Origin of the sequence: Serratia sp. FDAARGOS_506, assembly GCF_003812745.1 — a bacterium.
Taxonomy (GTDB): Bacteria; Pseudomonadota; Gammaproteobacteria; order Enterobacterales; family Enterobacteriaceae; genus Serratia.
Window position 1 is genome coordinate 2,864,875 of record NZ_CP033831.1, and the last position, 25,423, is coordinate 2,890,297.

At 62.0% G+C, this 25,423-nt stretch carries 24 protein-coding genes; 15 read left to right on the plus strand and 9 right to left on the minus strand.

All coding sequences use genetic code 11. The features are described 5' to 3' along the window. Window position 1: 1 nt before the first annotated feature. From EGY12_RS13975 to ompC, 3 genes are all read right to left on the minus strand, one after another. On the minus strand, window positions 2-832 hold the full coding sequence (locus EGY12_RS13975) for a 5'-nucleotidase, lipoprotein e(P4) family (protein ID WP_123894243.1): 831 nt from the start codon (window positions 830-832) through the stop codon (window positions 2-4). 17 nt (window positions 833-849) lie between these two features. Further along, window positions 850-1,701: a GNAT family N-acetyltransferase gene (locus EGY12_RS13980; RefSeq protein ID WP_123894245.1), complete on the minus strand. Its 852-nt coding sequence runs from the start codon at window positions 1,699-1,701 to the stop codon at window positions 850-852. A 178-nt stretch (window positions 1,702-1,879) separates the two neighbouring features. Next, on the minus strand, window positions 1,880-2,977 hold the full coding sequence (gene ompC / locus EGY12_RS13985; protein WP_123894247.1) for a porin OmpC: 1,098 nt from the start codon (window positions 2,975-2,977) through the stop codon (window positions 1,880-1,882). Window positions 2,978-3,218: 241 nt separating this feature from the next. Here ompC and EGY12_RS13990 point away from each other — a divergent pair, with 241 nt between their 5' ends. From EGY12_RS13990 to dinG, 4 genes are all read left to right on the plus strand, one after another. Further along, window positions 3,219-3,875 (plus strand): glutathione S-transferase family protein, encoded by a 657-nt coding sequence (locus EGY12_RS13990; protein ID WP_123894249.1) that lies wholly within the window; start codon window positions 3,219-3,221, stop codon window positions 3,873-3,875. Window positions 3,876-3,999: 124 nt separating this feature from the next. Then, a complete protein-coding gene (locus EGY12_RS13995) occupies window positions 4,000-4,332 on the plus strand; it encodes a carboxymuconolactone decarboxylase family protein (RefSeq protein ID WP_123894251.1) in 333 nt (110 codons plus the stop codon). Beyond that, window positions 4,322-4,714 (plus strand): tautomerase family protein, encoded by a 393-nt coding sequence (locus tag EGY12_RS14000; RefSeq protein ID WP_123894253.1) that lies wholly within the window; start codon window positions 4,322-4,324, stop codon window positions 4,712-4,714. Before EGY12_RS13995 ends, EGY12_RS14000 begins: the two co-directional genes overlap by 11 nt. A gap of 66 nt (window positions 4,715-4,780) precedes the next feature. Then, on the plus strand, window positions 4,781-6,979 hold the full coding sequence (gene dinG, locus EGY12_RS14005; protein ID WP_123894255.1) for an ATP-dependent DNA helicase DinG: 2,199 nt from the start codon (window positions 4,781-4,783) through the stop codon (window positions 6,977-6,979). Here dinG and EGY12_RS14010 read toward each other — a convergent pair whose 3' ends face one another. Next, the gene (locus EGY12_RS14010; RefSeq protein WP_048233057.1) at window positions 6,980-7,414 is read right to left on the minus strand and encodes an Lrp/AsnC family transcriptional regulator; all 435 of its coding nucleotides are present in this window, start codon (window positions 7,412-7,414) and stop codon (window positions 6,980-6,982) included. A 136-nt stretch (window positions 7,415-7,550) separates the two neighbouring features. Between EGY12_RS14010 and EGY12_RS14015 the strand changes: the two genes are divergently transcribed. Continuing rightward, window positions 7,551-8,459 carry a DMT family transporter gene (locus tag EGY12_RS14015; RefSeq protein ID WP_123894257.1) on the plus strand — a complete coding sequence of 303 codons (909 nt, stop codon included), beginning with the start codon at window positions 7,551-7,553 and terminating at the stop codon, window positions 8,457-8,459. A 3-nt stretch (window positions 8,460-8,462) separates the two neighbouring features. Here EGY12_RS14015 and prpR read toward each other — a convergent pair whose 3' ends face one another. Next, entirely contained in the window at window positions 8,463-10,052 is a 1,590-nt protein-coding gene (prpR, locus tag EGY12_RS14020) for a propionate catabolism operon regulatory protein PrpR (RefSeq protein ID WP_123894259.1), read from the minus strand. Between the two features lie 370 nt (window positions 10,053-10,422). Here prpR and prpB point away from each other — a divergent pair, with 370 nt between their 5' ends. From prpB to EGY12_RS14040, 4 genes are all read left to right on the plus strand, one after another. Next, window positions 10,423-11,313, plus strand: a complete 891-nt coding sequence (gene prpB / locus EGY12_RS14025; protein ID WP_049200934.1) for a methylisocitrate lyase — start codon at window positions 10,423-10,425, stop codon at window positions 11,311-11,313. A gap of 33 nt (window positions 11,314-11,346) precedes the next feature. Then, window positions 11,347-12,510: a 2-methylcitrate synthase gene (gene prpC, locus EGY12_RS14030; protein ID WP_123894262.1), complete on the plus strand. Its 1,164-nt coding sequence runs from the start codon at window positions 11,347-11,349 to the stop codon at window positions 12,508-12,510. Window positions 12,511-12,550: 40 nt separating this feature from the next. Next, window positions 12,551-14,002 carry a bifunctional 2-methylcitrate dehydratase/aconitate hydratase gene (locus EGY12_RS14035; protein WP_123895600.1) on the plus strand — a complete coding sequence of 484 codons (1,452 nt, stop codon included), beginning with the start codon at window positions 12,551-12,553 and terminating at the stop codon, window positions 14,000-14,002. A 79-nt stretch (window positions 14,003-14,081) separates the two neighbouring features. Beyond that, on the plus strand, window positions 14,082-14,711 hold the full coding sequence (locus EGY12_RS14040) for a LysE family translocator (protein WP_048321374.1): 630 nt from the start codon (window positions 14,082-14,084) through the stop codon (window positions 14,709-14,711). On the opposite strand, the gene EGY12_RS14045 is transcribed toward EGY12_RS14040, so the two are convergent. Next, entirely contained in the window at window positions 14,708-15,547 is an 840-nt protein-coding gene (locus EGY12_RS14045; protein ID WP_123894264.1) for a helix-turn-helix transcriptional regulator, read from the minus strand. The genes EGY12_RS14040 and EGY12_RS14045 overlap by 4 nt on opposite strands. A 99-nt stretch (window positions 15,548-15,646) precedes the next feature. Between EGY12_RS14045 and EGY12_RS14050 the strand changes: the two genes are divergently transcribed. Genes EGY12_RS14050 through EGY12_RS14065 form a run of 4 tightly spaced genes read left to right on the plus strand, consistent with a single transcriptional unit; the run spans window position 15,647 to window position 20,658 of the window. Continuing rightward, window positions 15,647-17,071 (plus strand): MFS transporter, encoded by a 1,425-nt coding sequence (locus EGY12_RS14050; RefSeq protein ID WP_123894266.1) that lies wholly within the window; start codon window positions 15,647-15,649, stop codon window positions 17,069-17,071. A gap of 56 nt (window positions 17,072-17,127) precedes the next feature. Beyond that, entirely contained in the window at window positions 17,128-17,757 is a 630-nt protein-coding gene (locus tag EGY12_RS14055) for an FMN-binding negative transcriptional regulator (RefSeq protein WP_123894268.1), read from the plus strand. 38 nt (window positions 17,758-17,795) lie between these two features. Beyond that, window positions 17,796-18,755, plus strand: a complete 960-nt coding sequence (gene ybiB / locus EGY12_RS14060; protein WP_123894270.1) for a DNA-binding protein YbiB — start codon at window positions 17,796-17,798, stop codon at window positions 18,753-18,755. 46 nt (window positions 18,756-18,801) lie between these two features. Next, window positions 18,802-20,658: a M3 family metallopeptidase gene (locus EGY12_RS14065; protein WP_123894272.1), complete on the plus strand. Its 1,857-nt coding sequence runs from the start codon at window positions 18,802-18,804 to the stop codon at window positions 20,656-20,658. 63 nt (window positions 20,659-20,721) lie between these two features. On the opposite strand, the gene EGY12_RS14070 is transcribed toward EGY12_RS14065, so the two are convergent. The 3 genes from EGY12_RS14070 to EGY12_RS14080 all read right to left on the minus strand — a co-directional run bounded on the left by EGY12_RS14070 (window position 20,722) and on the right by EGY12_RS14080 (window position 22,702). Further along, entirely contained in the window at window positions 20,722-21,357 is a 636-nt protein-coding gene (locus EGY12_RS14070) for a carbonic anhydrase (RefSeq protein ID WP_004939270.1), read from the minus strand. Window positions 21,358-21,645: 288 nt separating this feature from the next. Beyond that, entirely contained in the window at window positions 21,646-21,906 is a 261-nt protein-coding gene (locus EGY12_RS14075) for a YdgH/BhsA/McbA-like domain containing protein (protein ID WP_015377148.1), read from the minus strand. Between the two features lie 166 nt (window positions 21,907-22,072). Then, window positions 22,073-22,702 carry a flavin reductase family protein gene (locus tag EGY12_RS14080; RefSeq protein WP_123894274.1) on the minus strand — a complete coding sequence of 210 codons (630 nt, stop codon included), beginning with the start codon at window positions 22,700-22,702 and terminating at the stop codon, window positions 22,073-22,075. 118 nt (window positions 22,703-22,820) lie between these two features. Between EGY12_RS14080 and rlmF the strand changes: the two genes are divergently transcribed. Further along, entirely contained in the window at window positions 22,821-23,786 is a 966-nt protein-coding gene (gene rlmF, locus EGY12_RS14085) for a 23S rRNA (adenine(1618)-N(6))-methyltransferase RlmF (RefSeq protein WP_172962923.1), read from the plus strand. Window positions 23,787-24,081: 295 nt separating this feature from the next. Beyond that, window positions 24,082-25,386 (plus strand): PAS domain-containing methyl-accepting chemotaxis protein, encoded by a 1,305-nt coding sequence (locus tag EGY12_RS14090; RefSeq protein ID WP_123894276.1) that lies wholly within the window; start codon window positions 24,082-24,084, stop codon window positions 25,384-25,386. Window positions 25,387-25,423: the final 37 nt, after the last annotated feature.

Here is a 25,423-nt window from a genome sequence, read left to right on the forward strand (position 1 = left end):
TTTAGCGCTCTCTCCAGGCTTTGATCGCCTGTTGGCGCACCTGCAGCTTCTGCTGCGGCGTCAGTTTGTTGTAGTCGCGGGCCAGACCGCTTTCCCAATCGCCGTACATCGGGTTGGGCAGCACGATGAATTCGGTGCCGAACTTGCCCTGGTTTTCGCTGACGAACGCCCGGCGCTGCGCATTGTCCTGGTGGTAAGTCGCGGCGCCGAAGTCGTTCAGGTTGTCGCCCGCGTACACCACGATGTCATAGCCGGCTTGTTTGATGGCGTCGAAGCGCGCCTGCTTATTGGAGGTGTCGGTGCTGAGCAGCACGGTCTTTTCCGACATGCCGGTGAAACCGAGCTTCTGCATATTGGCCACCGTGGCGGCGTACTCGCTCTGCTTGCGGTTCGATACGTAGAATATCGTCCCCTGATGGGTGTTAACGTAACGGGCAAACGACACCGCGCCCGGTACCGCGCCGGCCTGTTCGGCCTGCGTCCATTTGGCCCAGGTAGCGCCGTCGTACGGCTGGCCCTGCTGTGCCTGCCAGCCGGAGTAGGCGCTGTTGTCCAGCATGGTTTCATCCAGATCGACCACCACCGCCTTTTTACGGCCCGGCGCGGTCTTGGCCTGATCGAAGGCGCGCTGCGCGCTGTTGAATGCCTGATGCGCCAACGCCCGGTATTCGCCGGACTGTTGGAACCAGTTCACCGCCAGCACCGACTGATCCGCCAGCCGTTGCTGGGCCTGGGCGTCGGTGTGTGGCGGCTGCGCGCAACCGGCCAACGTCAGCAGCGCGACGCCGACCGCCGCGCCGAGGGTGAGTTTCCTTGCCTGTTTTCCTGCCATCGTTATCTCTCTCGGTTTTATTCTTGTGGGCTGTCCAGCAGCATATCCATCTCGAACTGGCGCAGGGGATCCTGCCGCCAGCCAAGATGCGTAAAGAAGGGGGCCGCCACCTCGGGTACAAAGACGTTGGCGGTCAGCGGCAAAGGGGCGAACTGCGTTTGCAGGGCGGCCAGCAAGGTGCGCGCATGCCCCTGGCCGCGGTGCTGCGGCGGCACGTAGATCAGGCGCAGCCAGCAGTGCTCGGCGCCGGGCATCACCACGGCGTAGGCTTGATGATTGATCGTATAGGCTCGCGGTTTGCCCGGCAGCTTGAACAGCGATTCGGGGGCGATCAGCCAGGGCAGGTCGGTGGCGCCTTCCGCCGTCAGGCGATGGCTGACGATCAGCGGATCGACCGCCTGCAGCTCCACCGTGCCTGGCGGCACTTCCGCCGGCGCCTGATGGCCGGTCAGGGTGCGCACGATGCGCAGTCCGCTGCGATGATACAGCGCCAGCGCGGCTTCGTTGCCTTCGATCACTTCCAGCGACAGCCGCCGGTCGCCGCGTTGGCGGGCATCGGCCACCAGCCGCTGCATCAGCGCCTTGCCCAGCCCCTGGCCGCGCATCTCCGGGCGCACGGAAAAGGCAGCGACCCGGCTGTGTCGGCCGCGGCGGGCGATCAGCGCCACCGCCACCGGTTCATTACGGTGGGTGACGATCAGGCTGTCGTTCAGGCTGAGATCCTCAGCGCCGAAACGGGCGGCGAAGGTCGGCCCGTCGAGCGAGAAGCGCACAATGTAGTTTTCAAAACAGTGGTTGAGGATTTTCGCCAGCTCGTCGCTGCTGTAGCGCAAGGCATTGTGGTAGTCGAAGCGTCCGTCGTTATGCATGGCTGATTCCGCTCGGGGGAAAGCTATACATGTAGACCCGTTTGTTTTGCAAGGCAAGCGGGGGAATTCGTTGGCGGGAAAATAAAAACCAAAAAGCCGGACGCAGCCGCCCGGCGAAATAAAACTCTGGGTATCAAGTGATGCTAAAGTTTGCAGTGGTGGTTATTCATTCATCACATCAGAACTGGTAGGTCAGGGCGACGGCAATCACGTTGTCGTCTTTCAGACCCAGCTTGTTATTGCTGTCGAGCTGGTTGATTTTATAATCGACATAGGTCGACATGTTCTTGTTGAAATAGTAGTACGCGCCGACATCGATATATTTCACCAGGTCGGCATCGCCGACGCCTTCAATATCTTTGCCTTTCTGCTGAACGTAGCCCAGCGATGGACGCAGACCGAAGTCGAACTGATATTGCGCAACCAGTTCCAGGCCTTCCGCTTTATTGGCGAAACCGCTGACGGAGGTGGAGCGGTTATTGATGGTGGCGGTGCCGGAAATAGGCGCGATGTTGCGGCTTTCCGAGTAGGTGGCAGCCAGGTAGACATCGTTGTTGTCGTATTTCAGACCGGCGGCCCAGATATCGGCCTTGTCGCCTTTACCGAAGGTGCCCGCTTTCTGGCTGGCGGTACGGTTGGAAGAGGCATAGGCGGCGCCCACGCTCAGGCCGTCGATAATTTCATAGCTGGAGGAAAGGCCCCAACCGTCGCCGTTCGCCTTGCTGGCGGAGCGGCCGTCGTTTTCGTTCTTGCCTTGGTACTGCACGGCGAATTTCAAGCCGTCGACCAGACCGAAGAAGTTGTTATTACGGTAAGTGGCAACGCCGTTGGTGCGGCCGTTCATGAAGTTGTCGGTCTTGACGTAAGCATCGTCACCGAATTCAGGCAGCATATCCGTCCAGGCGCCGACGTCGTAAATAATGCCGTAGTTGCGACCGTAATCGAAAGAACCGAGGTCTTTATATTTCAGACCGGCGAAGCCCAGACGCGTTTTAGTGTCTTTGGTGCCGTCTGATTCAGAATGGTTAGCGGCGATCTGATATTCCCACTGGCCGTAACCGGTCAGCATGTCATTAATCTGGGTCGCGCCCTTAAAGCCGATACGGACGTAGGTTTTATCACCGTCGTTGCCGGCATCATCGGAGAAATAATGCAGGGCTTTCACACGACCGTAAAAATCGAGTTTGTTGCCGTCTTTATTGTAGATTTCTGCTGCCTGTGCCGCTTGCGCAAGTAAAAGTGCCGGAATAATAACGGCCAGAAGATTACGTTTCATGAGTTACCCTGCTTTATTCGATTGAAAGACGCTTATCATCAGTTGCATTGCTGTTTTACTGTGCCGCTTGATTGTTTGCGGCGGAGAATTTTTACCGTAGTAATGTGATCTATTTATGACAAAAAATTCATTTTCATGTCGAACGATTAAAAAAGTCGCGCAAAGGGTGAATTTTTTCTTCTGCCGACGGTCGGCGGCTGGTCTACAGTTACCGATACCTTGTTCCGCTGCGGGAGGAATCATGCACGATACTTATACTTTGTTCGGTACGCAGGGCTGCGGCTCGACGATCGTGGCCGCTGCGTTGGCGCTGACCGCTTTCCCCTGGGGCTATGAGGAGGTGGACTACACGCAGGACGGCCCGGAGCGCGATCGCCTGCTGGCGCTGAACCCGCTGGGTCAGGTGCCCACCTTAGTGTTGCTCAATGACGAAGTGATGACGGAGAGTGCGGCGATTATTCTGCTGCTGCACGATCGCGCACCGCATGCCGAACTGGCGCCACCCGGCGGCTCGCCGCTGTTGCCGCGTTTTCTGCGCTGGCTGCTGTTCATCAACGCGGAGATTTACCCCACCTTCACCTATGCAGACCATCCGCAGCGCTGGCAGCCGCAGGCGGCGGGGGCGGAACAGCTGAAAAACGCGGTGATGGGTTATCGCGAGCGTTTATTGCAGCAGCTGAACGCCGCCGCCGGCGCAGCGGGCCCGTGGTTTCTCGGCAAGAGTTTCAGCGCGTTGGATCTGTACGTGGCCGTGATGTGCAACTGGCGGCCGGGGCGCGCGTGGTTCCGGCAACACTGTCCGCGGCTGTACGCCATCGCTGAACGTGTGGAACAGCGGCCGGAGTTGAATGCGCTGCTGAGCGCTCAGTTCGACGGCGTTGCCCCGCTGAAATCGTGAATCCTCCCCGCCGCCCGGCGGGGAACCCTCCCGTTTTTCTGAACCGAGACTGCCGAAAATCCCGATTTTCACCTGTCGTCGTGGCGGGTAGCTTAAGGTTATCCGCAACTGACAGGAGAGTGTAATGCCATCAGAATCCCAGGCCGGGCAACAGGCGTTCGGCGATATTGCCCCCAAGCTGGCGCAGCTCAGCGACCGCGTTTTGTTTGACGATATTTGGCAGCGGCCGGCGCTGAGCCCGCGTGAGCGCAGCCTGATCACCGTCGCTGCGCTGGTGGCGCTCAACCGCGTGGAACAGCTGCCATTTCACCTGCAGCTGGCGCAGCGCAACGGCGTGACGCGTCAGCAGCTGGCCGAACTCATCACCCATCTGGCGTTCTACGCCGGCTGGCCCGCGGCGGCCTCGGCCGTGGCGCGCCTGCGTGAGCTGGAACCGGAGGTGCCCAATGCCGTTTAGCCGTATCGCTCTGCACCAGGGCAAGTCCGCCGACTATCTGCAAACCTTGTCCGACAGCCTGCATCAGGCGCTGGTAGAGGCCTTTGAGGTGCCGCCGGCGGACAAATTTCAGGTGATCGATCAATACCGCCCCGGTGAACTTATCTACGATCGCGATTATCTCGGCGGGCCGCGCAGCGCGGATTTCGTGCTGTTTTACATCACCGCCGGGCGACCGCGCGACACCGATACCAAGCGGCGCTTCTACGGGCGGCTGGCGGCGCTGCTGGCGGAAAACCTGCGGCTGCGCCCCGAGGATGTGATGGTGGTGATCACCACCACCCAGTTGGACGAGTGGTCGTTCAGCGCAGGGCGGGCCTCGATGATCGATCCGCAGGCGTAACTCGGGCTGACGCCGCCGACGGTCTGTGTGACAATAGCGCCATCATTTCGTTTAGATAAGAGTTGAATGGCGCTCTCCTCCGCAGTTAAAGATCAGATTGGCCAGTGGTACAAAGCCCTGCAGCAGCAAATACCGGATTTTATTTCCCGCGCGCCCCAGCGCCAGATGATCGCCGAGGTGGCGAAGACGCTGGCCGGTGACTACCCGCGCCATCTGGCGATCGAGGCGCCGACCGGCGTCGGCAAAACGCTGTCTTATCTGATCCCGGGCATCGCCGTCGGGCGGGCCGAGAGCAAACCGCTGGTGGTCAGCACCGCCAACGTGGCGCTGCAGGATCAGATCTACAGCAAGGATTTGCCGCTGCTGAAGAAGATTATCCCCGATCTGAAATTTACCGGCGCCTTTGGCCGCGGGCGCTACGTGTGCCCGCGCAACCTGGCGGCGATGAGCACCGACGTCAGCCAACAGGGCGATCTGACGCTGTTCCTCGACGACGAGCTGGCGCCGTCCAGCGGCGAAGAGCAGGCGCTGTGCCAAAAGTTGACCAAGGCGCTGGCCCGCTTCGAGTGGGACGGGCTGCGCGATCACTATCAACAGAGCATCGACGATCCGCTGTGGGCCAAGCTGAGCACCGATAAGGCCAACTGCCTGGGGCGCAACTGCCACTATATTCGCGAATGTCCGTTCTATATCGCCCGCAAAGAGATCGAGAGCGCCGACGTGGTGGTGGCCAACCACGCCCTGGTGATGGCGGCGCTGGAGACGGAGTCGGTGCTGCCGAACCCGAAAGAGCTGCTGCTGGTGCTGGACGAAGGCCACCATTTGCCGGAGGTGGCGCGCGACGCGCTGGAGATTGACGGGGAAATCACTGCGCTGTCGACCAACCTGCAGTTGGACATGATCGTGCGTCAGGTCGAGCAGTGCATGACCCAATACCGGCCGAAGAATCCGCCGGGGCTGGCCAACAGCGAGCGGCTGAAGAACCATTGCGAGGAGCTGCGCGAGCTGGTGCAGATCTTCGAACATCAGGTCAGCGCCTATCTGCCCGGCGACAGCGTGGCGGCCGAGCATCGTTTCGAGATGGGAGAGCTGCCGGCGGAGATGGTCGAGAGCTGCGCGCGGCTGTTCAAATTGACCGATGCGCTGCGCGGGCTGGCGGAATTCGTGCTTAACGATCTCACCGAGCAGACCGGCAAGCATGACATCGTGCGCCTGCACCGCGCCATCCTGCAGATGAGCCGCACGCTGGGGTATCTGGAGGCGATGAGCAAGCTGTGGCGGCTGGCGGCGCTCGACAAATCGTCCAACGCGCCGATCTCCAAATGGGTCACGCGCGAGCTGCGCGATAACGTCACCCATCTCTACCTGCACTGCGTCGGCATCCGCGTCAGCGACCAGCTGGAGAAGCTGCTGTGGCGCAAGGTGCCGCACGTAGTGGTCACCTCGGCCACGCTGCGTTCGCTGAATAGTTTCGCGCGTTTGCAGGAGATGAGCGGGCTGAGCGAGAAGGCCGGCGATCGCTTCGAAACGCTCTCTTCGCCGTTCAATCACGTCGAGCAGGGCAAGATTGTCATTCCGCAGATGCGCTACGAACCGGCGCTCGCCAACGAAGCGGAGCACCTCGAAGAGATGGCGCGATGTTTCCGCGCCGAGCAGGCGAGCGGCAAACACAAAGGCATGCTGATCCTGTTCAGCAGCCATCGGGCGATGCAGACCTTCCTCAGCTACGTGACCGATCTGCGGCTGATGTTGCTGGTGCAGGGCGACCAACCGCGCTACCGGCTGGTGGAAGAGCACCGCAAGCGGGTGGAGAAGGGCGTCGCCAGCGTGCTGGTGGGGCTGCAATCGTTCGCCGAGGGGCTGGATCTGAAAGGTGAACTGCTGACCCAGGTGCATATTCACAAAATCGCGTTCCCGCCGATCGACAGCCCGGTGATCATCACCGAAGGCGAGTGGCTGAAATCGCTGAAGCGTTATCCGTTCGAAGTGCAGAGCCTGCCGAGCGCCTCGTTCAACCTGATCCAGCAGGTCGGCCGCCTGATCCGCAGCAATCAATGTTACGGCGAGATCGTGATCTACGATCGCCGGTTGTTGACCAAAAACTACGGTTCGCGGCTGTTGGCGTCGCTGCCGGTGTTTCCGATCGAACAGCGTGCGGTGCCGGAGGCCGACAAGGCGCATCTGGCGGCGCTGAAATCCGCCGCCGACGCGGCCAAAAAAGAGAAGAAGCGCGGCAACCCGTTCGCCCGCAAGCGGCGGCGTTAATCAGAGCAGCGGCGGCAGGCGGCGTTTGACCGGCGTGGTTTTCACGATCGAGGTGTTGCTCTGCGCATGCTCGGCCAGCCGATCGAGGGTGTGGTCGAGCTGCTCCATCGAGTGCGCCACCAGCCGCACGATAAAGCAGTCTTCGCCGGTCACTTTATCGCACTCGACCACTTCCGGGATCGCCTGAATCAGCTGTTCAACCTTCTTCAGCATGCCCGGCAGCGGCTTGATACGCACCAGCGATTCGAAGGCGTAGCCCACCGCCCGCAGATTGACGTTCAAGGTATAGCCCTGGATCACGCCGCTTTCCTCCAGCCGCCGCAGCCTTTCCGACGTGCTCGGCGACGACAGCCCCACCTGCGCGCTCAGCGTCTTCAACGACGCGCGTGCGTCCTGCGCCAAAAGAGTCAGGATCTGGCGATCGATATCATCCATAACGCCTCCGTTAGGTATTTTCTTTATTCTAGCTACGAGAAAAAGGCAGTTAAGCATATCTGCCTTTTTTATGCTATGGAAAGCCGCCCCGTGAAGCCGCAAGCTATGCCTCTGGGCAAGTTTGGAGGAACGCAGAATGAATGCAGAGATAAAACGCGGCTCGCTGGAGATGACGGCGGCGATGCTGATTTCCGGCTCCATCGGCTGGTTTGTGCTGATGTCCGGCCAGCCGGTGGTCAACGTGGTGTTTTGGCGCTGCGCGGTGGGGGCGCTGGTGCTGCTGGCGGTGTGCGGCGCGCTGGGACAGCTGCGGCGCGATGCGCTGACGCGCGCCACGCTGCTGCTGGCGATCGCCGGCGGGGTGGCGCTGGTGATCAACTGGCTGCTGCTGTTTGCCGCCTATTCCTATGCGTCTATCTCCATCGCCACGGCGGTGTACAACACGCAGCCGTTTATGCTGGTGGGGCTGGGGGCGCTGTTTCTGGGGGAACGGCTGACCGCCCGCAAGCTGCTGTGGCTGGGGTTGGCGTTCGGCGGCATGATGCTGGTGGTGCTGGCACAGCCGCGGCAGGCGGGAGAACAGAGTCATTATTTGACGGGCATTACGCTGGCGCTCGGTGCGGCGTTTTTCTACGCCCTGATGGCGCTGGCGGCCAAGCGGCTGAAGGGCACGCCGCCGCATCTTATTGCGCTGATCCAGGTGGCGGTGGGGGCGGCGATGCTGTTGCCGCTGGTGGATTTCCACGTTTCGGCCAGCGCTGGGCAGTGGGGAATGCTGGCGACGCTCGGCGCGCTGCACACCGGCCTGATGTACGTGTTGATGTACGGCGCCCTGCAGAAGCTGCCGACCCACCTGATCGGCTCGCTGTCGTTCATCTACCCGATCGCCGCCATGCTGGTGGATCGCCTGGCGTTTGGCCACCGCCTGTCGGCGTGGCAGCTGCTGGGCGCGGCGACCATTCTGCTGGCGGCGGCGGGCATGAACTTGCTGGGCGATCGGCGAGCGCGGCTGCTGCCGGCCTCGGACGGCCGGCGCGCCGGCTGATCCTCAGGTCGGGTGTTTCAAGCGGCGCCATAAGGTGGTGCGGCTGATCCCGAGCAACCGGGCGGCAGCGGCGTGGTCGCCCCCGCACCGCGCCAGCGCTTCGTGGGCGGAGACGGGCGCCGCCGGCGTCTCGGGCGGCGTGCCGGCCGCCAGCTCCGGCAACAGCCACTGCAGCGTCTCGCCGTTCGGCGCGGCGCCGGTGCTCAGCATCAGCGCCACCCGTTCCATCATGTTGCGCAGTTCGCGCAGGTTGCCGGGCCAGGCGTAATGATTCAGCGCGGCGTAACAGCCGGCCATGGCGGCGCGCAGCGGCGCCGTCAGCGGCACGTCGAGCGCCGCCAGCGACCGTTTCAGAAAGTGTTCCGCCAGCATCGCGATATCGTCGCCGCGCGCCCGCAGCGGCGGCAGCCGCAGCCGCAGGGCGCTCAGGCGGTAGAACAGATCGGCGCGAAAGTCGCCCCGTTGAATCGCCTGCTCCAGGTGGCTGTGGGTGGCGCTGATGACGCGAAAGTCGACCGCTACCGGCTGCTGCCCGCCGACGCGGGTGACGGCCTTCTCTTCCAGCGCGCGCAGCAGCCGAGTTTGCAGGTGCAGCGGCATTTCGCCGATTTCATCCAGAAACAGGGTGCCGCCGTTGGCGGTTTCCAGCAGCCCGCGTCGGCCGCCGCGCCGTGAGCCGGTAAAGGCGCCTTCCTCATAGCCAAACAGCTCAGCCTCCAGCAGCGATTCGGCGATAGCGCCGCAGTTGATGGCGACGAACGGCGGTGTCGCGCCCCTGGACGGTGCGCCGCGCCGGGAAAAGTATTCCCGGTGGATCGCCTGCGCCGCCAGTTCCTTGCCGGTGCCGGTTTCTCCTTCAATTAATACCGCTGCCGCCGAGCGGGCATACAGCATGATGGTACGCCGCACCTGTTCCATCTGTGGGGAGTCGCCCTGCAAATCACCCAGCCCGTAGCGCGGCTGCAGGGTGTTGCGCGCGGCGTAATCGCCGCCGCGTTTGCCGCCGCTCAGCATCAGGCGCGTTACGTCCAGCGCATCGCTGAAGGCGGCGCGCAGGGTGGCGGCGGAATAGAGGAAAATGGCGGTGAGCCCGGCCTCTTCCGCCAGATCGCTGATGAGGCCGGCGCCGACCACGGCCTGAATGCCGGCGGCTTTCAGCTCGGCGATCTGGCCGCGCGCATCCTCTTCGGTGACGTAGCTGCGCTGCTCCAGCGGCAGATCGAAGGTTTGCTGGAACTCCAGCAGTGCGGGCAGGGGCGTTTTATAGGTGATGACGCCGATCCGGTCAGCGGTTCTGCGCGCCTTGCTCAGCGCCTGCAGCAGGTCGAAGCCGCCGGGCTTGACCAGGATGACCGGCACCGACAGGCGGCTTTTCAGGTAGGCGCCGTTGGAGCCGGCGGCGATGATGGCGTCGCAAGGCTCGGTTGCCAGGCGGGCGCGGATGTGCTGCACCGCCTCCTCAAAGCCGAGGCGGATCGGGATGATGGTCGCCAGATGGTCGAACTCGAGGCTGATGTCCCGGAACAGATCGAACAGGCGGGTGATGGAGACGGTCCAGATCACCGGTTTGTCCGGCGTGACGTGATCGCTCATGGTGGGTTACCGAATGGAAGTGGCTGCATTATACCCGTCATACGTGAAGCTGCCTCTTTGTTGGCTGCGCCTGTGCGCCCCAGTCACATAGTTGTCTATGTTCCTGGGGACTTACAGGCTTGCCGCCTTGATGCAACTTCAATTATTTAGGGTATAGGTCTAGCCCGGTTTCAGTGATGTTTCAAATTTACTGCGTGAAACAACGATTGAAACGTTAACTGAAACGTTTCTTGTCCCTTTATCTGACCAATGACGCTGAATATGTTGTAACTCATTTATTTTTATCATTTTTAATTTTTCTCCTCACTGCAGTACAACCTGGCCCGCCCCTTGCTCTGTCTGTTTCATCTGGTTAATCGGAGAAAACGTCATGACGCTGCGCTCACCCGGGCTCGCCTTTCGCCAGGCCCTGAGTAAAGAAAAACCTCTGCAAATTGCCGGCGCGATCAACGCCAACCATGCGCTGCTGGCCCAGCGGGCCGGATTCCAGGCCATCTATCTTTCCGGCGGCGGCGTGGCGGCCGGCTCGTTGGGGTTGCCGGACTTGGGCATTTCGACGCTGGACGATGTGCTGACCGATATTCGCCGCATCACCGACGTTTGCCCGCTGCCGCTGCTGGTGGATGTCGACAGCGGTTTCGGCGCTTCGGCGTTCAACGTCGCCCGTACGGTGCGGTCGGTGAGCAAGGCCGGGGCGGCGGCGCTGCATATCGAAGATCAGGTCGGCGCCAAGCGCTGCGGCCACCGCCCCAATAAGGCCATCGTCTCCACCGAAGAGATGGTGGATCGCATCAAGGCGGCGGTGGATGCGCGCAGCGATCCTGATTTCGTGATCATGGCGCGCACCGACGCGCTGGCGGTGGAGGGGCTGGAGGCGGCCATCGAGCGCGCTCAGGCTTACGTAGCGGCCGGGGCCGACATGCTGTTCCCGGAAGCGATCACCGAATTGGGCATGTATCGCCGCTTCGCCGAAGCGACGCAGGTGCCGATCCTGGCCAATATCACCGAGTTCGGCGCGACGCCGCTGTTTACTACCGACGAGCTGCGCAGCGCCCAGGTGGATATGGCGCTGTATCCGCTGTCGGCCTTCCGGGCGATGAACCGCGCTGCGGAGCGGGTGTACCGCGCCCTGCGCGAAGAGGGTACGCAGAAAAGCGTCATCGACACCATGCAGACCCGCAACGAGCTGTACGAAAGCATCAACTACTATTTGTTCGAAGAGAAACTCGACGCTCTGTTCGCTCGCCAGCGCGACGAATAAGCGCCATTCACGCAGAAGCCAAACGAGGACAGTATGAGCCAAGCGATCCCCCCGCAAAGCCCGACTGGCGATAAGCCGAAAAAATCCGTGGCGTTATCCGGCGTGCCCGCCGGGAATACCGCGCTGTGCTCCGTAGGGCGCAGCGGTAACGATCTGCATTATCGCGGTTACGACATTCTCGATCTCGCGCGTCACTGCGAGTTTGAAGAGGTTGCTTACCTGCTGATCCACGGCAAGTTGCCTAACCGTGACGAGCTGCAGGCCTACAAACACCGTCTCAAAGCGCTGCGCGGCTTGCCCGCCAGCGTGCGCACGGTGCTTGAGGCTTTGCCTGCGGCGTCTCACCCGATGGACGTGATGCGCACCGGCGTCTCGGCCCTTGGCTGCACGCTGCCGGAAAAAGAGCAGCACGGCGCGGCCGGCGCGCGCGACATCGCCGATCGACTGCTGGCGTCGCTGGGATCGATGCTGCTGTATTGGTATCACTACAGCCACAACGGCGAGCGTATTCAGCCGGAGACCGACGACGACTCCATCGGCGGTCATTTCCTGCACCTGCTGCACGGCGAAGCGCCTTCCGCCAGCTGGGAACAGGCGATGCACGCTTCCTTGATCTTGTACGCCGAGCATGAGTTCAACGCTTCGACCTTCGCGGGCCGGGTGATCGCCGGCACCGGATCCGACGTCTATTCGGCGATCGTCGGCGCCATTGGCGCACTGCGCGGGCCGAAACACGGCGGCGCCAACGAGGTATCGCTGGAGATCCAGCAACGTTATGAAACGCCGGACGAAGCGGAGGTCGACATTCGCCGCCGCATCGACAACAAAGAAGTGGTGATCGGCTTCGGGCACCCGGTGTACACCGTCTCCGATCCGCGCCATCTGGTGATCAAAGAGATCGCGCTGCGCCTGTCGCAGGAGGCGGGAGCGATGAAGCTGTATGACATCGCCGATCGGCTGGAGAGCGTGATGCGCGACACCAAAAAGATGTTCCCCAACCTCGACTGGTTCTCGGCGGTGTCTTACCACCAACTGGGGGTGCCCACCGAAATGTTCACGCCGCTGTTTGTCATGGCGCGGGTGAGCGGTTGGTCGGCGCACATCATCGAGCAACGGCAGGACAACAAAATCATTCGCCCGTCCGCCAACTATACCGGGCCGGAAGCGCGAGCCTTCGTACCGCTGGATCAGCGCTGAGCGCCGATCGTTATTCACTATGGAGTTTTCGGGAATCATGATGCTTGAGTCTGCCAATACCCGCCGTCCGCCGTTCGATCGCGAAATGGTCGATATCGTCGATTATGTGATGAAAGAGGCCGTCGATACCCCGGCGGCGTACCGCACCGCTCACTATTGCCTGCTCGATACCCTTGGCTGCGGGCTGGAGGCGCTGAGCTATCCGGCCTGCAAGAAACTGATGGGGCCGGTGGTGCCGGGCGCCGAGGTGCTGAACGGCAGCCGCGTGCCGGGCACCCGCTTCCAGCTGGATCCGGTGCAGGCGGCGTTCAACATCGGCGCCATGATCCGCTGGCTCGACTTCAACGACACCTGGCTGGCGGCGGAGTGGGGGCATCCGTCGGACAACCTGGGTGGGATCCTGGCCGTGGCCGATTGGCTCTCGCGCCAGGCGGTGGCGGCGGGCAAGGCGCCGCTGACCATGCGGCAGGTGTTGGTCGCCATGATCAAGGCACACGAGATCCAGGGCTGCCTGGCGCTGGAAAACGCCTTCAACCGGGTGGGGCTGGATCACGTGCTGCTGGTGAAGGTGGCGTCCACCGCGGTGGTGGCGCAGATGCTCGGCCTGAGCCGGGCGGAGATCCTGAACGCGGTGTCGCTGGCGTGGGTGGACGGGCAGTCGCTGCGTACCTATCGCCACGCGCCGAACGCCGGCACCCGTAAATCCTGGGCGGCGGGGGATGCGACCGCCCGCGCGGTGCGGCTGGCGCTGATGGCCGCCACCGGCGAGATGGGCTATCCCTCGGCGCTGACGGCGCCCACCTGGGGATTCTACGACGTCTCTTTCAACGGCAAGCCTTTCCGCTTCCAGCGGCCGTACGGCGCGTACGTGATGGAGAACGTGCTGTTTAAAATTTCGTTCCCGGCGGAGTTCCATGCCCAGACCGCCGTGGAGGCGGCGATGACGCTGCACCGCCAGATGCAGGCTGCCGGTAAAACCGCCGCCGACATCGCCAGGGTGAGCATTCGCACCCACGAGGCCTGCCTGCGCATTATCGACAAACAGGGGCCGCTGGATAACCCGGCGGATCGCGATCACTGCATTCAGTATATGGTGGCGATCCCGCTGCTGTTCGGCCGGTTGACGGCGGCGGACTATGAAGATCGAGTGGCGGAGGATCCGCGTATCGACGCGTTGCGCGGCAAGATCCACTGCCATGAAGATCCCGCCTTCACCCGCGATTATCACGATCCCGAAAAGCGTTCGATCGCCAATGCGCTGACGGTAGAGTTTGTCGACGGCAGCCGCCTGGATGAGGTGGCGGTGGAGTACCCTGTCGGCCATGCGCGGCGGCGTGAAGAGGGCATTCCATTGCTGATAGAGAAGTTCAAAACCAACCTGGCGCGCCAGTTCCCGGCCCTGCAGCAGCAGCGCATTCTCGAGGTGTCGCTGGACCGGCAGCGGCTGGCGCAGATGCCGGTCAACGAGTATCTCGATCTGTGGGTGATCTGACGCGAGCGACGCTGACAAGCCACGTCGGCGTCGCTATGATGGATGCTCCATTCCCGTCCATCTTCTTATCAGGTGATTCATGATTGATGCCGCAACGCTGTTGTTGTTTTCCGGTGCCTGCGTGGCGCTGGCGCTGACTCCCGGCCCGGATATGCTGCTGATCGCTTCGCGCAGCGTCAGCCAGGGGCGGCGCGCCGGTTTTGCTTCGCTGGCGGGCATTCAGCTCGGCACGTATTGCCACGCGTTGGCGGCGGCGCTGGGGTTGTCGCAACTGTTTGTCGCCGTGCCGCTGGCCTACGACGCGGTGAGAATGCTGGGCGCCGCCTATCTGCTCTATCTGGCGTGGAAAACGCTGCGATCCGGCAGCAGTTTGCAGGCTTCCGCCGGGTTACAGGCGGTGCCGACGGCGCGCATCTTCCGCCAGGGATTGTTCACCAATATCCTCAATCCGAAAATGGCGCTGTTCGTGCTGGCACTGTTCCCGCAGTTTATCGATCCGCGTTCAGGTTCGGTGGTGGTGCAGATGCTGGCGCTGGCGACGGTGCTGAATCTGGTGGGGTTGTTGATTAACGGCGGGGTGATCCTGGCGGTCAGCGGCATGAAAAGCCGCTTCGCCGGCCGCCGCTTCAGTGCCCGCTGGCCGAACTACCTGCTGAGCGGGGTGTTCGCCGGGCTGGCCTGCAAGCTCATTTTCGACAGCCGCCGCTAACCCTCGCGCAGCAGCGCTTCAAACGCCGCGCTGGCCGGTTCGCCCGGCAGCGCGCTGTACATCACCAGCCGCAGGTGATTCTCTTCGTCAACGATGAAAGAGGCGTGGTCAAAGGTGACCGCGCCGATTTCCGGGATGGTGAAGCTGCGTCGTCCCTGGCAGCGCCCGTGAATATCGTGTTGCCGCCAGAGCTGGCGGAACTGCGGCGACACTCGCTCCAGCGCCTGTACCCGTTGGCGCATTACCTCATCCTCCGGCGCACGGGCATAGTCGCGGCGGAAGCTGGCCAGGATCTGCGGCGCCTGCGCCCGCCACTCCAACAGGCGTTCATTGAGCTGCGGATCGGCAAACAGCATCCACAGCATATTGCGCTCTTCCGCCGGGCGATCGGCGATGGCGAACAGCCGCTGCGCCGCCGGATTCCAGGCGATGATGTCCCAACTGAGATTCATGACGTAGGCCGGCCGCAGCGTCAGGTCGTCCAGCAGGCGCCTCACCAACGGCGAGACCTGGCACCACTGATGGCCGACCGGCACCGGCGGCCGCTGATGCGCCAATAAAAACAGGTGGTAGCGGCCGGCGGCGTCAAGCTGCAGCACCCGCGCCAGGTTTTCCAAAAACGCCACCGATGCATTGATTTCCCTGCCTTGTTCCAGCCAGGTGTACCAGGTGAGGCCGACGCCGGCCAGCGCCGCGACCTCCTCGCGCCGTAATCCCGGCGTGCGGCGGCGGCTGCCGCTCGGTAAACCGACCGCCTCCGGCGACAGCTGTTCTCGCTTTTGACGTAGAAAATCCGCCAGTTCGTGGCGGGTACGCTCGAGGGTGCGTGGGGGCATGGCGACCGTCCTGTTGCTATAAGTAATAGTATAACTGACTATATAGTAACAGTTTAAACCCTGTTCCATACTGCAACCATTATAATTTCTGGAGGTGGTATGGAACATTCATTATCTCGTGAACGGCGAGCATTGCCTGGCCTGCCGGTACTGCTGTTGGGCGGCTTCGTCACGGTATTCGATTTGTTTGTGGTCAACGTGGCGGCGCCGGTGATCCAGCGGCAGTTCGCCGCCGATTTCGCCGGTGTCGGTTTGATCGTCGCCGGTTATGAACTGGCGTTCGGGGTGTTGTTGATCGCCGGTGGGCGCCTGGGGGATCGTTTTGGGCGGCGGCGTTTGTTCAGCCTCGGCATGCTGGGATTCACGCTGAGTTCCCTGTTGTGCGGGCTGGCGGGATCGCTCAACCTGCTGATCGCGGCGCGTATCCTACAGGGGGCGGCGGCGGCGCTGCTGTTCCCGCAAATCTATGCCTTAATGCGGGTGCTGTACGAGCCGCAACAGCGGCGGCGCGCCTTCGCCTGGCTGGGCATGACGCTGGGGCTGGCGGCGATCTTCGGCCAGATCCTCGGCGGATTCATCATCGAGGCCAACCTGTTCGGCAGCGGCTGGCGCATGATATTTCTGATCAATCTGCCGATCGGCGCGCTGGCGCTGTGGGCGGCGCGGCGGATTCCCGAATCGCGGGTGGCGCAGGCACAGCGGCTGGATGGCGTTGGCCTGTGGCTTGCGGCGACCGGCCTGTCGCTGTTGCTGCTGCCGCTGCTGGAGGGGCCGGCGCGCGGCTGGCCATGGTGGATAGCGCCGATGCTGGCGCTGGCGTTGTTGACGCTGTGGGGATTTTTGCGCTGGGAGCGCCGTCTGGCGCGGCGCGGCGACGACGCGGTGCTCGATCCGGCGCTGTTCCGTCAGGCGGGCTTCGCGCCGGGCATGGCAGTCGTGCTGGCGATTTATGCCACCGCCTCCTCTTTTTTCTTGTGCTTCGCGCTGCTGCTGCAGGCGGGGGCGGGGCTCACGCCTTTTCAGGCGGGCAGCCTGTTCGCCCCGGCCAGCGCGGCCTTTATGCTGGCGTCGATGCTGGCGCCCCGGCTGACGCGGCACTGGGGCAACCGTGCGCTGAGCGCAGGGGTGGCGATTTACGCTACCGGGTTGGCGCTGCTGATGGCGCAGGCGCTGTGGGGCGCAGTGCTGGCGCATCCGCTGCGGTTGCTGCCGGGGTTGGTGGTGCTGGGGTTCGGTCAGGCGCTGAGCATGACGCCGCTGCTGAATCTGGTGCTCGGTTTGGCGCAGGAGCGGCAGGCAGGCATGGCGGCGGGGTTAGTTGCCACCGTGCAGCAGGTGGGGGGCGCGTTGGGCATCGTGGTCAGCGGCGTCGGTTTCGTGCCGCTGCTGGCGAACGGCGGCGCGGCGGAACGCTATGCGCAAGCCTTTGCCGGCGCGATGCTCTGTAATTTGGTGGCGATGGGCATTGCCCTGATCTTGTTAAACCGGATCAATCGAAATAGTCAGAAAGCGGATCTTAAGTAGGCCGCCGGCGGATGCTTTACTGTCGTCATCATGAGAGAGCGTAAGGAGCCACACTGATGTTTCAACCTGCCGCATTTCGCGAAGACGATCTGGACGCCCAGCTGGCGCTGGTGCGTGCCCACCCGCTGGGGCTGCTGGTCAGCCACGGCGAGCAGGGATTGACGGCCGATCCGCTGCCGTTTCTGGCCGATGTCGAACAGGGGCAGCTGCGGCTGCGGGCGCATCTGTCGCGCGCCAACGAGCACTGGCGCAGGCTGCAGCACGCAACGGAATGCCTGGTGATTTTTCAGGGCTTGGAAGGTTATGTGTCGCCCGGCTGGTACCCGAGCAAGCGCCAGACCGGCAAGGTGGTGCCGACCTGGAATTACAGCGTGGTACAGCTGTATGGCGTGCCGACGGTGATGGACGACCCGGTCTGGCTGCGGCGCCAGCTGATCGATCTGACCGCGCAGCAGGAAGGGCGCCGCCCGGCGCCCTGGCGGCTCGACGACGCGCCGGCCAATTACATCGCCGCGCAGCTAAAAGGCATTGTCGGTATCGAGATCGCTGTCACCCGGCGCGAAGGCAAATGGAAGATGAGCCAAAACCGCAACGCCGACGATGCCGACGGGGTGATCGCCGGGTTGCGCGAGGGCGATGACGCGCAGCGGCGGCTGGCGGCGGAGGTTGAGCGGCGGCGCGGATAGGGTATGCTAACCGAAGAGTGAGCTGAGGGAACCTTCGGATGGATTACACCAAAATTATCAAAGAAATAGGCCGCGGCAAAAACCATGCGCGCGACCTGGACCGGCAGACCGCTTTTCAGCTGTATCAGGCGATGCTGGCCGGGGAGGTCCCCGAACTGGAGCTGGGCGGCATTCTGATCGCGCTGCGCATCAAGGGGGAAGCCGAAGAGGAAATGCTGGGCTTCTACCAGGCGATGCAGCAGCAGGTCTTGTCGTTGCAGGCGCCGCAGGGGCGGCCATTACCGGTGGTGCTGCCGAGTTACAACGGCGCGCGCAAGCAGGCCAATCTGACGCCGCTGCTGGCGCTGCTGCTCGCGAAAGTGGGCCTGCCGGTGGTGGTGCACGGCGTGCTGGACGATAGCACCCGCGTGACCAGCGCCGAGATTTTCCGCGCCATGGGGCTGCCGTGGTCGGAACAGGCCGTTCACGCCCAGCAGCGTCTCGATAACGGCGAGGCGGTATTCATGCCGGTTTCCGCGCTGTCGGCGCCGCTGGCGCGGCAGCTCGGGTTGCGTTGGCGCATGGGGGTGCGCAACAGCGCCCATACGCTGGCCAAGCTGGCGACGCCGTTCGGCGAACAGGATGCGCTGCGCCTCGCCAGCGTCTCACACCCGGAGTATGTCGGCCGGGTGGCGTCGTTTTTCCGCCAGATCGGCGCCCGCGGGCTGTTGATGCACGGCACGGAAGGCGAAGCCTACGCCAACCCGCTGCGCTGCCCGCAGATTCACCATATCGTCGGCGGCGAACAGCGCATATTGCTGGAGCGCACCTTGCAGGATGAAACGCCGATGTTGCCGGCGGCGAAAGACGCGGAAACCACCGCACGCTGGATCGAGCGCTGCCTGGCGGGTGAGGTGGCGATCCCGCAGGCCATTCAGCGGCAGATCGCCTGTTGCCTGGTGGCCGCCGGCGAGAGCGAGACGCTGGAGCAGGGGCTGAAACGCCTGCATCAGGCCTAAGCGCGACTATACTGGGATATTTCCTCATCGGCTGAGAAGGACGGTTATGCAACAGGCTCTCGATTACTTCAATCAATTGAACCAGGATTACCTCGACGTACACCGCGCCAAAGAAGAGCTGTTCTGGCAAAACTACATGGGCACCGGCGGTGACGACGTGTCGGCGCGCTTTTCCGCCGCGGAAAGCGCCTATAAGCGCTTTATCGCCGAACCGCGCCGGCTGGCGGAGATCCGCAATCTACTGGCCGGATTGGCAGCGCAGCCGCAGGAGGATCAGCGCGATGCGCTGATCCATGGCCTGCAAGGTTGGCTGCGTTTCTTCGACTGTAATGCCATTGAAGATCCGCAGGCGCAGGCGCTGTTGGATCAGATCATCCACGCCGAATCCGATCTCTACTCGCGCCGCAAGGGCTATCAGGTCACGCACCTGAACGCCGACGGCCGGCGGGTGGCGGCCTCGCTCGGCGAGCTGCTGACCAATCAGGCGACCAATCCGAATGAAGACTACCGCCACAGTTCGCAGCAGGCGCTGCGCGATCTGGAACAATGGCTCCTGCATAACGGTCTGCCTGAGCTGATTGGCTTGCGCAACCGCTTTGCGCGCCAGATGGGCTATCGCAACTATTTCGACTACAAGGTGAACAAGACCGAGCGCATGACGCCGGAGCAGCTGTTCGTCATTCTGGATCGCTTCGAGCGGGAAACCCGCGAGGCCAACGCGCGCAGTCTGCAGCAGCTGGCGGCCGACAAGGGCAGCCAGGCGCTGGAGCCGTGGAACGTGCGCTTCGCCAGCGCCGGTGACGTTACCCGCCAACTGGATCCTTACTTCCCGTTTTCTCGTTCGCTGGAGCATTGGGTTGACAGCTTCAAACGCCTGCACATCGGTTTTGGCGGCGCCGAGATGAACCTCGATCTGCTGGTGCGCAAAGGCAAGTATGAGAACGGTTTTATGCACGGCCCGGTGCCGCCGTTTGTGCGTCAGGGAGAATGGGTGCCGGCGCGCATCAACTTCACCAGCCTGGCGCAGCCGGGGCAGGTGGGCAGCGGCGCTTACGGGCTTAATACCCTGTTTCACGAGGGCGGCCACGCGGCGCATTTCGCCAACATTCGCCAGAATGCGCCGTGCTTCTCGCAGGAGTTCCCACCGACCTCGATGGCCTATGCCGAAACCCAGTCAATGTTCTGCGACAGCCTGCTGGACGACGCCGACTGGCTGAAACGCTATGCGAAAAACGCCGCCGGCGAAGCGGTGCCCGACGCGCTGATTAAAGCCGGCATCGCGGCGCGCCAGCCGATGCGCGCGTTCAACGAACGCCATATTCTGCTGGTGCCGTACTTCGAGTGGGCGCTGTATCAGTGGGATGACGAGCAGCGCACGCCGGAAGCCATCACCGCGCTGGCGCGCGAGGTTGAGCAAAAGATCCTCGGCATCAGCGGCAGCCCGCGCCCGACGCTGGCGATCCCGCATCTGCTGTCGCTGGAGTCCGCCTGCTCTTACCAGGGCTATCTGCTGGCGATGATGGCGGTGGAGCAAACCCGCCAGTTCTTCCTGCAGCGCGACGGTTACCTGACGGATAACCCGGCCATCGGCCCGGATCTGGCGCGGCATTACTGGCTGCCGGGCAACAGCGTCAGCCATGACGACACGCTGCGCAGCCTGACCGGTGAAGGGTTCAACCCGGACTATCTGGCGCAGGCCTGTAACCAGACGGTGGCGCAGGCGTGGCGCGAGGCGCAGCAGACGATGGCCGCCGCCGCCACGCGCCCGCAGCCGCCGGCGGATTTCGATTTGGAGGCGCGCATTCGGGTGGTGGATGGCGAGACGGTATTGGCGGACAACGCCGACGGTGACGAACGGATGTGCCGCGACTTCGCTGCGGCGATAGAGGCACGCTTGGTTTAAGGCTGACAATAAAATCCACGCGGCTGCGTGGATTTTATTTAATGATTAAAACCGGGCGTTGTTTTATTCGAAATAGACGTCGGGATTATCGGCCAGGGAGACGAAGCTCTTAGTGTTTCTATCCAGCGTACGAATTTCGCCGCTTTCGATGTCGTACACCCAGCCGTGCAGGCGCAGCCCGCTGTTGCGCAGACCGACCGCGACAGAAGGGTGGGTTTTGATATTATTTAGCTGGGCGATAACGTTCTCTTCAACCATAGCGTTAACTTTGTCTGTTTCGCTATTCCAGGTTTTTTTCTCAACCACCGCTTTTGCCGCATCTGCGTAGTGCAGCCAGTGTGCAACGGCAGGCATGGGATCGAGGCACTGGCAGGACGCGATAGCCTTCATGGCGCCGCAGTTCGAGTGGCCGCAGATCACGATATCAGTCACACCCAGCGCCACCACTGCGTATTCGATCGTCGCAGAAACCCCACCCGGCTCCGGGCCAAAGGAAGGGACGATGTTACCGGCGTTACGGATAACGAACAGTTGCCCAGGTTCTTGCTGTGTCACCAGTTCGGGCACCAGACGGCTGTCAGAACAGGAGATAAACAGCGCTTTAGGATTTTGGCTGGAGGCCAGGCTGCGGAAGAGTTCCTTCCGCTGAGGGAAAATCTCTTTCTGGAAACTGAGGAAACCTTCAATGATATGTTGCATACAACGCTCTCTGCATCTGTAGTCTGCGTAACATGATAATCATCCTCTCCCGTTAGTCCAGCAATGGGGTAGTAAAAAGATGTGTGCTCATGTCTCCCTGCAAACCCCATTGAATACAGGGTTTCTGCCTGTTTTCGGCAGCATTGCCCGGTTCGTTTACGCGTGGAGGGGGGGCAAAGCGGACGGCAGGAAACTCGCTGTCGTACCCATTCAGCGCTAATGCGCTTGAACATAAAAAAAGCCCGTCGGGGTGATATCCGGCGGGCTTTTTGACGTCTGGGGAGATGATTATTTGTAGATAACCGCGGTCGCGTGCATCAGGTTGTTACCGCTGGTGGAGGTGATGGTGAAAGCCTTGGCGCCTGCCGCATCGGCTTTGGCGGCCAACTGAGACTTCAGGCTGCTCAGGTCGGTCGCGCCGCTGGCGACGATTACGCCGGCTTTCTCGAATTGGGCGGCATCCTGGGCGCTGACGTGTTCAGCGGCGAAAGTGGTGAAAGAAACGGTGGCCAGGGCGATAGCAGCAGCAAAAGTTTTGATGGTTTTCATGTTCGTCATTCCTGTCAAATTGAATTAGGGAGAAAGGATGTTGCCTTTCGATGGGAGGATTATTGCGCAGTGACAGGCGGGATGAAATCGGAGAGTGTTGATAGTTTTATTCAGATTTTTTGATTATTAACTCCCCCGTTCATCTTCAGCATAAACGGGGGGACGATCAGCGCGTCGGGCGCGTCAGATCGAAACGCTGCTGTTCGGAAATGCCGTAGTAGGCGGTTGGGCCGCCAGCGCGCAGGATAGGTTCGGCAGCGGCGGTTTGGTAGACGCCGTGTTCGTCCAGCAGCGCCGGATCGAGGTGAACCGCCACCACTTCGCCCAATACCAGCCAGGTTTCCACCTGTTCACCGGCGGCGGTTTGCAGCTGAATGCACTGGGTCAGCCGGCATTCGAAGTTTACCGGGCTTTCGGCCACGCGCTCGGCGTTGACCCGGCGTCCGGGCAGCGGCGTGACGCCGGCGAAGGCGAACTCGTCCTCGCCGCGCGGCAGGTTGATGGCGCTGTTGTTCATCGCTTCCGCCAGCGGACGCGTTGCCAGATTCCAGACGAACTCGCCGGTTTCCACGATATTCGCCACGCTGTCTTTCCAGCCGGTACTGGCGAAACCGATGATCGGCGGGCGATAGTTGAAGCAGTTGAAAAAGCTGTAGGGCGCCAGATTGCGCAAGCCGGCGGCGCTGCGGGAAGATATCCAGCCGATGGGGCGCGGGCCGACGATGGCATTCAGCGGATCGTGCGGCAGGCCGTGGCCGGCGGCGGGTTCATAATAGTAGCGAGATTCACGGCTCATGGGGGACCCTGTGGCAATCGAGGAAGTTTTCATTGTGCCGGGTTTCCCGCCGCTGCGCCATCGCGGGCGGGATGTGTTATCTTACGCGCCGGAAATACCTTCAAGAGAGCCCGTCACGGTGGAAAAAAAGAAAACCTTCCCGCAGCAGAAAAGCGGCCTGCATCCGCGCAACCGTCATCGTTCGCGCTACGACTTCCCGGCGCTGATCGCCAGCTGCCCGGCGCTGGCGCCGTTCGTGAAACCGAACGCCTGGGGCGATGTCTCGGTGGACTTCGCCGATCCGGCGGCGGTGAAAATGCTTAACCGTGCGTTGCTGCAACACTTTTACGGCATCGAACACTGGGATATTCCGGCGGACTACCTGTGCCCGCCGATCCCCGGCCGCGCCGATTATCTGCACCACCTGGCGGATCTGCTGGCGACCAGCAACGGCGGCGAGATCCCGCGCGGCAAGGGCGTGGCGATCCTCGACGTCGGCGTCGGCGCCAACTGCATTTATCCGATCGTCGGTCTGCGCGAATACGGCTGGCGTTTCACCGGGTCTGAAATTGATCCGGTGTCGCTCAACTCGGCCAAGATGATCGTCGAGATGAACCCGACGCTGCGTAACAGTGTGCGTCTGCGGCTGCAAAAACAGCCTGAGCTGATTTTTAGCGGCATCATCGGCGCTGCCGAGAAATTCGACGCCACTCTGTGCAACCCGCCGTTCCATGCGTCTGAGCAGGAAGCGCGCGCCAGTACCCGCCGCAAGCTGCATAAGTTGGGCAAAGGGGAAGTGGCCGACAAACCGGTGCAAAACTTCGGCGGCAAGAACAACGAGCTGTGGTGCGAAGGCGGCGAAGAAGCCTTCGTGCGCAAGATGGTGGAAGAAAGCGTCGGCAAAGCCAACAACTGCCTGTGGTTTACCTCGCTCATTTCGAAAAACACCACGCTGCCTGCCATCTACCATGCGTTGAAAGTGGCGGGTGCTGCCGAGGTGCGCACCATCGAGATGGCGCAAGGGCAGAAGATCAGCCGCTTTGTCGCCTGGACCTTCCATGACGCCGAGCAACAGGCCGCTTGGGCGGCCGAACGCTGGCGTTAATCCTTCCGGCGCCGGTTATCCTGCCGGCGCCGACAAAAATCCGCATTTTACCTTTCAATTTTCATCACTTACGTTATTCTCAATACGGGTTTAATAATAAAAATCTTAGGTTGTTGTTTTATTTAAATTCGAATAATTACTTTACTGAATAAATAAATTTAATCCGGTTAATAGCAATGACCAGAAGGAACGGCGCTGCCCGCTCCTTCCGCGATGGCACGTCTGCGTGTGGGCGCGGCATGTGGCCAGGCAAAAATAAGAAAAGCGCCATCCTCTGCCACAAGGACTACACCTTATGCTGTTACGATTCAGTCAGTTAACTACCCACAAAGGCGCCGAGCTGAGCGCGATAGAGCACGCCGTTCCGATGATTGTATTCTCGCCGGACGGCACGGTATTGCGCGCCAACGATCTTTTCCTCAGTACGCTGGGATTTCAACGCGATGACGTGATTGGCCGGCATCACCGTATTTTCTGCGATCCGAACTATGTCGCCAGCCCGCTGTACCGCAAACATTGGGAGACGCTGAATAAGGGCCAACCCATCACGGACACCATAAAACGCATTGCGAAAAACGGCGAGGCGGTATGGCTGCAGGGCACCTACGCGCCGGTGCTGAATAAACAGGGCAAGGTGGTGGAAATCGTCAAGATCGCCAGCGAAGTGACCGAGCGCGTGACCCAGGCGCAGGAACACCGCAGCCTGCTGGCGGCGCTGAATCGCTCGATGGCGATGATCTCTTTCACGCCGCAGGGCACCATTGTCAGCGCCAATGACAACATGCTGGCGCTGATGGGCTATCGGCTGGAAGAGGCGTGCGGGCAGTCGCATGCGGTGCTGTGCCCACCGGAGTTCGCCGCTTCCGACGATTATCGGCGACACTGGCAGCGCCTGGCGCGCGGCGAGTTCATAACCGGGCGTTTTGAGCGCCTCAATCGGCGCGGCGAACGGGTATGGCTGGAGGCCAGCTACAACCCGATCCTCGACAACGAAGGCCAGGTGGTGAAGGTGGTAAAGATTGCCCAGGACATCACCCGGCTGATGCAACAGCAGCAGCATGAAGAAGAAATGGTGCGCAACGCGCATCATCTGTCGCTCGATACCGATCGGCAGGCGGCGCAGGGCGCAGTCATTGTTCAACAGGCGGTGAAGGGTATGCAGCAGGTCGAAGCGGCAGCGCGCGAAACCTCGGACGTGGTCACCGAGCTGGGCAAGTGTTCTCAGCAGATCGGCACCATCGTCGAAGCCATTCGTAAAATCGCCTCCCAAACCAACCTGCTGGCGATTAACGCCTCGATCGAAGCCGCCCACGCCGGTGAGCACGGGCGCGGTTTTGCCGTGGTGGCCAACGAAGTGCGCACGCTGGCGGAACAGTCGCGAAAGGCGGCGACCGAGATCGAGCGCATGACCAAATCTATCCAGCAAGGCGTGGCGGCGGCGATTGCCGGCATGGCAACCTGCGTAGAGCAGGCCGGCGGCGGCGTGGCGCTGACCCACGATGCCGGGGAAGTGATCAACCAGGTCAACATCGGCATGCACGACGTCGTGAAACTGATGCAGGCGTTTACGTCGGTGAAGCAGGGCGACGCGCTGCACTGAGTTTTCATCATGCCGCCCGCCGAAAACGGGGGCGGCG

Excerpts from the sequence above, each read along its gene's own strand:
- EGY12_RS13975 (WP_123894243.1), bottom strand. The coding sequence starts at position 832 with ATGGCAGGAAAACAGGCAAGGAAACTCACCCTCGGCGCGGCGGTCGGC.
- EGY12_RS13980 (WP_123894245.1), bottom strand. The coding sequence starts at position 1,701 with ATGCATAACGACGGACGCTTCGACTACCACAATGCCTTGCGCTACAGC.
- ompC (WP_123894247.1), bottom strand. The coding sequence starts at position 2,977 with ATGAAACGTAATCTTCTGGCCGTTATTATTCCGGCACTTTTACTTGCG.
- EGY12_RS13990 (WP_123894249.1), top strand. The coding sequence starts at position 3,219 with ATGCACGATACTTATACTTTGTTCGGTACGCAGGGCTGCGGCTCGACG.
- EGY12_RS13995 (WP_123894251.1), top strand. The coding sequence starts at position 4,000 with ATGCCATCAGAATCCCAGGCCGGGCAACAGGCGTTCGGCGATATTGCC.
- EGY12_RS14000 (WP_123894253.1), top strand. The coding sequence starts at position 4,322 with ATGCCGTTTAGCCGTATCGCTCTGCACCAGGGCAAGTCCGCCGACTAT.
- dinG (WP_123894255.1), top strand. The coding sequence starts at position 4,781 with ATGGCGCTCTCCTCCGCAGTTAAAGATCAGATTGGCCAGTGGTACAAA.
- EGY12_RS14010 (WP_048233057.1), bottom strand. The coding sequence starts at position 7,414 with ATGGATGATATCGATCGCCAGATCCTGACTCTTTTGGCGCAGGACGCA.
- EGY12_RS14015 (WP_123894257.1), top strand. The coding sequence starts at position 7,551 with ATGAATGCAGAGATAAAACGCGGCTCGCTGGAGATGACGGCGGCGATG.
- prpR (WP_123894259.1), bottom strand. The coding sequence starts at position 10,052 with ATGAGCGATCACGTCACGCCGGACAAACCGGTGATCTGGACCGTCTCC.
- prpB (WP_049200934.1), top strand. The coding sequence starts at position 10,423 with ATGACGCTGCGCTCACCCGGGCTCGCCTTTCGCCAGGCCCTGAGTAAA.
- prpC (WP_123894262.1), top strand. The coding sequence starts at position 11,347 with ATGAGCCAAGCGATCCCCCCGCAAAGCCCGACTGGCGATAAGCCGAAA.
- EGY12_RS14035 (WP_123895600.1), top strand. The coding sequence starts at position 12,551 with ATGCTTGAGTCTGCCAATACCCGCCGTCCGCCGTTCGATCGCGAAATG.
- EGY12_RS14040 (WP_048321374.1), top strand. The coding sequence starts at position 14,082 with ATGATTGATGCCGCAACGCTGTTGTTGTTTTCCGGTGCCTGCGTGGCG.
- EGY12_RS14045 (WP_123894264.1), bottom strand. The coding sequence starts at position 15,547 with ATGCCCCCACGCACCCTCGAGCGTACCCGCCACGAACTGGCGGATTTT.
- EGY12_RS14050 (WP_123894266.1), top strand. The coding sequence starts at position 15,647 with ATGGAACATTCATTATCTCGTGAACGGCGAGCATTGCCTGGCCTGCCG.
- EGY12_RS14055 (WP_123894268.1), top strand. The coding sequence starts at position 17,128 with ATGTTTCAACCTGCCGCATTTCGCGAAGACGATCTGGACGCCCAGCTG.
- ybiB (WP_123894270.1), top strand. The coding sequence starts at position 17,796 with ATGGATTACACCAAAATTATCAAAGAAATAGGCCGCGGCAAAAACCAT.
- EGY12_RS14065 (WP_123894272.1), top strand. The coding sequence starts at position 18,802 with ATGCAACAGGCTCTCGATTACTTCAATCAATTGAACCAGGATTACCTC.
- EGY12_RS14070 (WP_004939270.1), bottom strand. The coding sequence starts at position 21,357 with ATGCAACATATCATTGAAGGTTTCCTCAGTTTCCAGAAAGAGATTTTC.
- EGY12_RS14075 (WP_015377148.1), bottom strand. The coding sequence starts at position 21,906 with ATGAAAACCATCAAAACTTTTGCTGCTGCTATCGCCCTGGCCACCGTT.
- EGY12_RS14080 (WP_123894274.1), bottom strand. The coding sequence starts at position 22,702 with ATGAGCCGTGAATCTCGCTACTATTATGAACCCGCCGCCGGCCACGGC.
- EGY12_RS14090 (WP_123894276.1), top strand. The coding sequence starts at position 24,082 with ATGCTGTTACGATTCAGTCAGTTAACTACCCACAAAGGCGCCGAGCTG.